This window comes from Streptomyces sp. SS8 (genome assembly GCF_054072955.1).
The window spans coordinates 149,141-156,797 of the sequence record NZ_JBSVCZ010000014.1; the positions used below are offsets into that span (position 1 = coordinate 149,141).

A 7,657-nucleotide genomic window follows, 5' to 3' on the forward strand; every position below is an offset into this window, starting at 1 on the left:
TCGCATGCTGGAGCGTGCGATCCGTATCCGAGGTGCCCGGACCAACAACCTGAAGTGCCTGGACGTGGAGATCCCGCGCGGCCGACTGGTCGTGTTCGTCGGGGTGTCCGGGTCGGGCAAGTCGTCCCTGGTGTTCGACACGATCGCGGCAGAGGCCGGGCATCAGCTCAACGAGACCTACCCACCGTTCGTCCGCAACCGACTGCCGAAGTGGTCACGTCCCGAGACGGAGGGGATCGAGGGACTCTCGCCGGTCGTGGTGATCGACCAGCGCAGGATCGGCGGGAACGCCCGGTCCACGGTGGGGACGATCACCGACGCCTGGACCTACCTGCGGCTGCTGTTCTCCCGAGTCGGCTCGCCGCACGTGGGCGAGTCGAACCGGTTCTCCTTCAACGACCCCACCGGTATGTGCCCGACCTGCTCCGGGATCGGCGAGGTCGTGGTGAGCGCCGTAGACCGGTTCCTGGACCTGGACAAGTCCCTGGCCCAGGGCGCGATCCTGCTGCCGGGGTTCGGCGACGGCGGCTACTGGTACTCCCAGTACGCCGACATCGGCAGCTTCAAGGCCGACACCCCGCTGCGGGAGTGGACGGAGGAGGAGCGCCGGGCACTGCTCCACGGAGGCGAGCACGCCGCACGTCTGGGCACCAAGCCCCCGAAGGACTACGAGGGCATCGTGGAGCGGTTCGAGCGCATCTACCTGCGCACGACCGACAACCTCTCCGACCGCAAGAGGGAGGTCATCGCCCGCTTCACCCGCTCCCAGGTCTGCCCCGAATGCCACGGCGACCGCCTTGAGGAGGCCGCCCGCACCGCCACCGTCGCGGGCCGCACCATCGGCGAGATGGCCCGCATGGAGATCACCGAACTCGTCGGTGTGCTGGAGGAGGTGACCGAGCCCTCCGTCGCACCGGTCGTGGCAGCCCTCAGGGAGAGGCTGCAGGCCATGGTCACCATCGGGCTGGGATACCTCCACCTCGGCCGTGCGACCACCAGCCTGTCCGGCGGGGAGTCGCAGCGGATCAAGACCGTCAAGCACCTCGGCAGCAGCCTCATCGAGATGCTCTACGTCTTCGACGAGCCCACCGTCGGGCTCCACCCGCACGACATCGCCTCCATGACCGCCCTGCTGCGGCAGTTGCGCGACAAGGGCAACACCGTCCTCGTCGTCGAGCACGACCCCGCCGTCATGGAGATCGCCGACCAGATCATCGAGATCGGACCCGACGCGGGCGCCGGAGGAGGGGAACTGGTCTTCCAGGGCACCTTCGACGAACTCCAGAAGGCGCGGACGGCGACGGCCGCCGCCCTCGACAAGCGGGTGCCGATCACCACCAGCCCGCGCGAGGCCACCGGCGCGATCACGGTGGCGAACGCCACCCGCAACAACCTCAAGGACCTGACCGCCGACATCCCCACCGGGATCCTCACGGTCCTCACCGGGGTCGCGGGATCCGGCAAGTCCAGCCTCGCGACGGAACTGGTCGCCCAGCACGACGCGGTCGTGATCGACCAGAAGCCGGTCAGCACCAACCGCCGCTCCACCCCAGTCACCTACACCGGGACAGCCCCCGCCATCCGCAGGCTCTTCGCCAGGCACAGCGGCCTGCCCGCCAGCCGGTTCAGCGCCAACTCCGAGGGAGCCTGCCCCGACTGCAAGGGACTGGGCGTCATCTACACGGACCTGGCCTTCATGGACGGCCAGGAGACCGTGTGCGAGACCTGCCGGGGACGGCGGTTCGTTGGCGAGGTGCTCCGCCACCGCGTCAACGGACTGTCCATCGCGGACATCGACGACCTGACGATCACCGATGCCATCGGGCAGCTGCCGGACAAGCAGATACGCGAGGCCCTGACGCACCTGGAGCGGGTCGGACTGGGCTATCTGCGCCTCGGCCAGCCCCTCACCACGCTGTCCGGCGGCGAATGCCAGCGCGTCAAGATCGCCAAGGAACTGCGCGAGACCAGCGAACCGACCCTCTACGTCCTCGACGAGCCCACCACCGGTCTGCACCTGCGCGACATAACGGCCCTGCTGGACGTCCTCGACCAGCTCCTCGACCAGCGCCACACCGTCGTCGTGATCGAGCACAACCTCGATGTCATCCGGCGCGCGGACTGGCTCATCGACCTCGGCCCGGGCCCCGGCAGGCACGGGGGCCGGATCCTCTACCAGGGGCCGGTCGCCCGGATCGAGGGCACCGTCACCGCCGCCGCCCTGCGGGAGGAGTGAGCGCCCCGCGGCCCGGGCGGAACCCGGCAGCAGCGGGTTCTGCCCGGGCCGGCGTACGCCCGGTGGCCCCGGCCGTGGGCCGCCCCGCCGTGGGCCGGCGGGGTCAGCGTGCTACGGCATACGTCTGGCGGCCACGCGGGCTCGCGGCGGCCAGCAGCAGGTCACGCCCGGGATCCGCGCCGACGGCGCAGACCTTGCCCAGCGAGAACTCGGCCGCCGGCTCGACCTCGTGCCCGCGGGCGCGCAGCTCCTCGATGACCTGTGGATCGCAGTTCCGCTCCACGGTCAGCACCCTGGGACGCGACTCGTGCGGAGTGAACGAAGCGGCGAAGTGGTCGGTGTGGAACGCGAGGGACTCGGTCGCGGACTGGAGGTCGAGGCCGAACTCGGCCACAGCGAGGAAGAACTCCAGAGTCCACTGGTCCTGGCGGTCCCCGCCCGGGGTGCCGAAGGCCAGAACCGGTTTGCCCTCCCGTATGACGAGGCTGGGGCTGAGCGTGGTGCGCGGGCGGCGCCGCGGCCCGAAGGAGTTGGGGTGTCCCTCCTCGAGGGACATCGTCTGCGCCCGCGTGCCGAGGGAGAGGCCGGTGCCCGGGACGACGGGGGAGCTCTTCAGCCAGCCGCCGCTGGGAACGGCGGCCACCATGTTGCCGAACCTGTCGGCCACGACGATGGTGCAGGTGTCGGTGCGGGCCTTCGTGGCCTGTACGACGGTGGGCAGGCCGTTGCGGATCTGGGACATCCAGTGCTCCCGCTCGGGGGGCACGGGGTCCGCCACGTGTTCCGGCACGTGTGGCCGGCGCCCGCCGGGGGAGCCGGGGCGCAGAGCGGTCGCGGCCTTCGCCTCGACCAGCTCGCGCCGTTCCGCCGTGTAGGCGGGGCTCAGCAGGATCTCCAGCGGCACGTCGCTGTGGTCCGGGTCCCCGTACCAGGCCTCGCGGTCGGCGAAGGCCAGCTTGGCGCACTCGGCCACGGTGTGGATGTACTCCGCGCTGTTCAGGCCCATACCGCGCAGGTCGAAGCCCTCCAGGAGCGCGAGCTGCTGGAGGAAGACCGGGCTCTGTGACCAGGGACCCGGCTTGTGGACCGTGCAGTCCCCGTACCGGATGTGCACGGACTCCTCCACGGTCGCCTGCCAGTCCGCCATGTCCTGACCGGTCAGCAGACCCTTGTGCCGTCGGCCGGTGGAGTCCAGGACCTCCGTGGTGGAGACGAACGTGTCGATGGCCTCGGCGACGAAGCCCTGGTAGAAGGCCTTCTCGGCTGCGGCGATCTGCGCCTCGCGCCCGCCTGACGCGGCGCCGGCCTCTCGCAGGAGCCGCTTGTACGTCTCCGCCAGCGCGGGATTGCGGAACCGCGAACCGGCTGCGGGGGGACGGCCGTCGGGCAGGTAGACGCGCCCGGACTCGAGCCACTCCGTCTCGAACAGCGGTGCCAGCACCCCGATGGCCTCAGCCGTGCCGGCCAGCAGCGGAAAACCGTTCTCCGCGTAGCCGATGGCGTAGTCGAGGATCTCGGAGAGCGGCAGTGTGCCGTGCTCGGCCAGCATCCGCATCCAGGCGCCGAAGGCGCCGGGCACGACGGCCGGCAGCAGGCCCGATCCCGGAATCTGGTTCAGCCCCAGCCGCCTGATGCCGTCGATGGTGGCGGCCTGGGGCGTCGGCCCCTGGCCGCACACCACCTGTACGCGGTCCGTCGCCGCCCGGTAGGAGAGGATCGGCACGTCCCCGCCGAGCCCGTTGAAGTGCGGTTCGACCACCTGCAGGACGAAACCGGCGGCGGCGGCCGCGTCGAAGGCGTTACCACCCTTCTCAAGGATCGACATGGCGGCAGCCGAGGGCAGCCAGTGGGTCGAGGAAACGGCTCCGAAGGTTCCACTCAGCTGTGGTTTTCCCCAGTTCAACGCGACACGCCTTTCTGTGTGGGTGGTTTCGTGACGGGCCCCGGCGAGTGCGTGCCCGCCGGGGCGCGGTGCGCGCCGTCAGCCCTGCGGCACGAGGTCGTAGAAGCACATGCGCGGCCCGGCCGTGGCCCAGGTGAGGGTGCGGCGGCACGACAGGCGGGTCCGCTCGAAGACGTCGAACCACGCCGCCCGGTCCACGGGGAAGCCCTGGTCGGTGAGGACGTGCATCAGGAAGAACTCCGAATCGTTCTCCCGGTCGTCGTAGAACGGTTCCGGCTCGCCGATCAGCAGCATCCTCTCGCCGGTGAGGAAGTCCGCGTAGGCGTTCAGGATGTCCACGACGGCCTCGTCGCCGTCCCTGAAGTGCTCGTGCAGAACGCCGATGCCGGTGATCACTTCGGCGCCCGAGCAGGCTCCGGGCCAGGTCGCGGGGTCGAACGCGTCGGCGACGACGAAGTCGAGGCGGTCCTCCAGGCCGTGGCGGCGTGCGAGGTCGCGGGCGACCTCCACCGCCGCGGGCGCGATGTCCAGGCCGACGCCGGTGATCTCCGGATCGTTCCGGCAGGCGTCGACGAGGAGCTGCCCGCCGCCGCAGCCGAGGTCCAGGATCCGCCTGGCCCCCCGGTTGCGCATGGTCTCCAGGACGAGTGGGGTGTAGTACCTGGCGAATATGGTCCCGCAGTGGCGGCTCAGCGGTCCGTTGCTCCGGTGCACGTCCGTGCCGTAGACGGCCCGCCCCGTCATCAGCTCGTCGGCCCGCTGGACGACCGGGCCGTACGCCTCGAGGTAGAAGCCGAGCCGGGCCAGGGAGACATCCGACGTCAGGAGCGCACCGCGGCGGGTCAGCCGGTAGGCGCCCCGCCATTCCTCGAGCACACCCTTGAGGATCAGGTAGCGCAGGACGTTCGACGCGATGCGCTGGTTCATGCCGTCGAGGAGGCCCGCCTCCGCGCTGTCGCGGCCACTGCGCAGACGGTCCAGCAGCCCGGACCTCGCCAGCGCGTGCACGGCGTGGCAGAGGTGCAGGGAGCCGAGGAGATCCGGCATCGAGGAGAGCTGGAAGTCCTGCCACCCGCCGGTCAGTTCCTCGTCGCGGAGCTCCAGGACCTCACTTCTGCGCGGTCCGGAACTTCTGCGCGTGATGTCCATCTTCCGTCTTCCCCTTCTCTCGGAACGTGTCGGATGCGCGAGCGCGAACAGGATCGGTCGGGATCACGGACTGCGGTGCCGGGCGCGGAGAGCGTCCGCTCCGCGGCGGGAGGCGGCGTATTCGCGGTGGATCGCCGTCAGGCCGGGCGTCTCGTGCCCGGCCGGCGTGATCTCCTCGCGGCCGAGCGCCGCCAGGGACGGATGCGCCGCCTCGGAGTCCCGCACGGGGGCAGAGGCGGGTGCCGGGGTGGACGGTGTGGGGGCGGTGCCCAGGATGTTGTGGTGGATGTCGAGGGTGGCGGTGGAGCGGTTGAGGGTGATGTAGTGCAGCCCGGGTGCGCCTTCGGCCAGCAGGCGTTCGGCCATGGCGGTGGCGTGGTCGACGCCGATGCGGTGGCCGGCGGCCGGGTTGCCGCGGGCGGCCTCCAGACGGCGGGCCAGGTCCTCGGGGAAGGCCGCGCCCGACAGTTCGGCGAAGCGGGCGATCTGCCGGGCGTCGGTGGCGGGCATGATCTCGGGGATGATCGGGGTGTCGCAGCCGGCGGCGGTCACCTTCTCGCGCAGCCGCAGGTAGTCCTCGACGTGGAAGAACATCTGCGTGATGGCGTAGTCGGCGCCGGCCTTGCACTTGGCGACGAAGTGGCGGATGTCGCTGTCCCAGTCGGGCGATCGGGGGTGCTTCTCGGGGAAGGCGGCCACCCCGACGCTGAAGTCACCCATCTCCTTGACCAGGGAGACCAGTTGGTGGGCGTGGGTGAAGCCCTGCGGGTGCGGGGTCCAGGGCGCGCCCGGGTCGCCGGGCGGGTCGCCGCGCAGGGCGAGCACGTCGCGCACTCCCGCGTCGGCGTACCGGCCGATGATGTTGCGCAGCTCGGCGACCGAGTGGCCGACGGCGGTGAGGTGGGCGACCGGCCGCAGCGTGGTCTCGGCCGCGATCCGCTCGGTGACGGCGACGGTGCGGTCCCGGGAGGACCCGCCGGCTCCGTAGGTGACCGAGACGAACGTCGGGCGCAGCGCCTCGATACGGCGGATGGCGTTCCACAGGGTGCGCTCGCCCGCCTCGGTCCTGGGCGGGAAGAACTCGAAGGAGAAGGAGGGGGAACCGGCCTCGAGGACGTCGCGCAGCGTGGTCATGTCCGACCTCCGGCGTCGAAGCTTTCGGCTTCCGGGTGATGGGCGACGGTGGCGTCGGCGTCGGCGGGCTGCTCGGGACGGAGCCGGAACTCCTCGGGCAGCCCGTACGCCCGGTCGGCGGCGTCGTACTCCGCCGGCACCGCACGCAGGGCATCGGCACGGACCGGGCCGCTCATACGCCGATCCTTTGAAGGTCGGGGGCGATCTCTGCGGCCGCCGGTGCGCCGTAGCCCTGTTCGAGGCGCAGGAGGAGATCGGCGGCGGAGAGTTTGTACTCCTGCGTGCCGACCGTCTCCAGGACCACGGCGGCCAGCGCGCAGCCCAGCCGGGCGGCCCGCTCGTACGGCCACTGCCAGGCGGCGCCCGCCAGGAAGCCGGCCCGGAAGGCGTCGCCGACGCCGGTGGGGTCGACCGGGCTGGGAACGGGGACGGCGCAGATGTGCAGGGGCGGCTGTCCGGGCCGTGCGACCGTGGCCCCTTCCGGACCCCGGGTGGTGATCCAGGCGCCGACCCGCTCCAGGACCTCGTCCCCGGACCAGCCGGTGAGCTGCCGGAGCAGAGCCGACTCGTACTCGTTGGTGAACAGCCAGCGGGCGCCGTCGATCAGGCGACGGGCCTGACCGCGGTCGAGGCGGGCCAGTTGCTGGGAGGGGTCGGCGGCGAAGGGGATGTTCAGGCTCCGGCACTCTTCGGTGTGCCGGAGCATGGCCTCGGGATCGTTGGGGGAGATCACCACGAGGTCCACACCGCCGGTCCGGTGGGCGTGCGGGGTGAGGGTGATGCCGCGGGCCTCGCCCATCGCGCCGGGGTAGAAGGTGGCGATCTGGTTTTGGTCGGCGTCGGTGGTGCACACGAAGCGGGCGGTGTGCAGGGTGTCGCTCACGTGGGTGAGCCGAGTGTCCACGCCGTTGGCCTCCAGCCAGTGCCGGTACTCGGCGAAGTCGTGGCCTGCGGCCCCGGCTAGGAGGGGCCGCAGGCCGAGTCGTCCCAGGCCGATGGCGATGTTGGCGGCCACTCCGCCGCGGCGGACCTCCAGGGTGTCGGCGAGGAAGGACAGCGAGACCCGCTCCAGGTGGCCGTCGACCAGATGGTCGGCGAACCTTCCCGGGTAGGCCATCAGGTGGTCGGTGGCGATCGATCCGGTCACAACGATGCGCACGGCATTCACTCCTTGGGCCCGCCCGGGGCCGGCGGGTGCGGGCCGCCGGCCCCGGACGGGAGGCGGGGTCAGAGAT

General features: G+C 71.3%; 5 protein-coding genes and 1 pseudogene. 1 reads left to right on the forward strand and 5 read right to left on the reverse strand.

Translation table 11 applies throughout. The features are described from left to right. Positions 1-4 precede the first annotated feature (4 nt). A complete protein-coding gene (locus ACW69E_RS15885) occupies positions 5-2,236 on the forward strand; it encodes an ATP-binding cassette domain-containing protein (RefSeq protein ID WP_457498894.1) in 2,232 nt (743 codons plus the stop codon). A gap of 103 nt (positions 2,237-2,339) precedes the next feature. Here ACW69E_RS15885 and ACW69E_RS15890 read toward each other — a convergent pair whose 3' ends face one another. The 5 genes and pseudogenes from ACW69E_RS15890 to ACW69E_RS15910 all read right to left on the reverse strand — a co-directional run bounded on the left by ACW69E_RS15890 (position 2,340) and on the right by ACW69E_RS15910 (position 7,581). Next, entirely contained in the window at positions 2,340-4,061 is a 1,722-nt protein-coding gene (locus ACW69E_RS15890) for a gamma-glutamyltransferase family protein (protein ID WP_457498895.1), read from the reverse strand. A gap of 156 nt (positions 4,062-4,217) precedes the next feature. Further along, on the reverse strand, positions 4,218-5,288 hold the full coding sequence (locus ACW69E_RS15895) for a methyltransferase domain-containing protein (RefSeq protein ID WP_457498896.1): 1,071 nt from the start codon (positions 5,286-5,288) through the stop codon (positions 4,218-4,220). Between the two features lie 270 nt (positions 5,289-5,558). After that, a pseudogene (metF, locus tag ACW69E_RS15900) lies at positions 5,559-6,422 on the reverse strand (methylenetetrahydrofolate reductase [NAD(P)H]); the annotation flags it as partial. Continuing rightward, complete coding sequence (locus ACW69E_RS15905) at positions 6,419-6,598, reverse strand: hypothetical protein (RefSeq protein WP_457498897.1); 180 nt, start codon at positions 6,596-6,598, stop codon at positions 6,419-6,421. The gene ACW69E_RS15905 and the pseudogene metF, both read right to left, overlap by 4 nt. After that, complete coding sequence (locus ACW69E_RS15910) at positions 6,595-7,581, reverse strand: carbohydrate kinase family protein (RefSeq protein ID WP_457498898.1); 987 nt, start codon at positions 7,579-7,581, stop codon at positions 6,595-6,597. The genes ACW69E_RS15905 and ACW69E_RS15910 overlap by 4 nt, the downstream gene beginning before the upstream one ends. Positions 7,582-7,657: the final 76 nt, after the last annotated feature.

What these genes read in the sequence shown, in the direction of transcription:
- ACW69E_RS15895 (WP_457498896.1), bottom strand. Translation starts at nt 5,288, where the DNA reads ATGGACATCACGCGCAGAAGTTCCGGACCGCGCAGAAGTGAGGTCCTG.
- ACW69E_RS15905 (WP_457498897.1), bottom strand. Translation starts at nt 6,598, where the DNA reads ATGAGCGGCCCGGTCCGTGCCGATGCCCTGCGTGCGGTGCCGGCGGAG.
- ACW69E_RS15890 (WP_457498895.1), bottom strand. Translation starts at nt 4,061, where the DNA reads ATGTCGATCCTTGAGAAGGGTGGTAACGCCTTCGACGCGGCCGCCGCC.
- ACW69E_RS15885 (WP_457498894.1), top strand. Translation starts at nt 5, where the DNA reads ATGCTGGAGCGTGCGATCCGTATCCGAGGTGCCCGGACCAACAACCTG.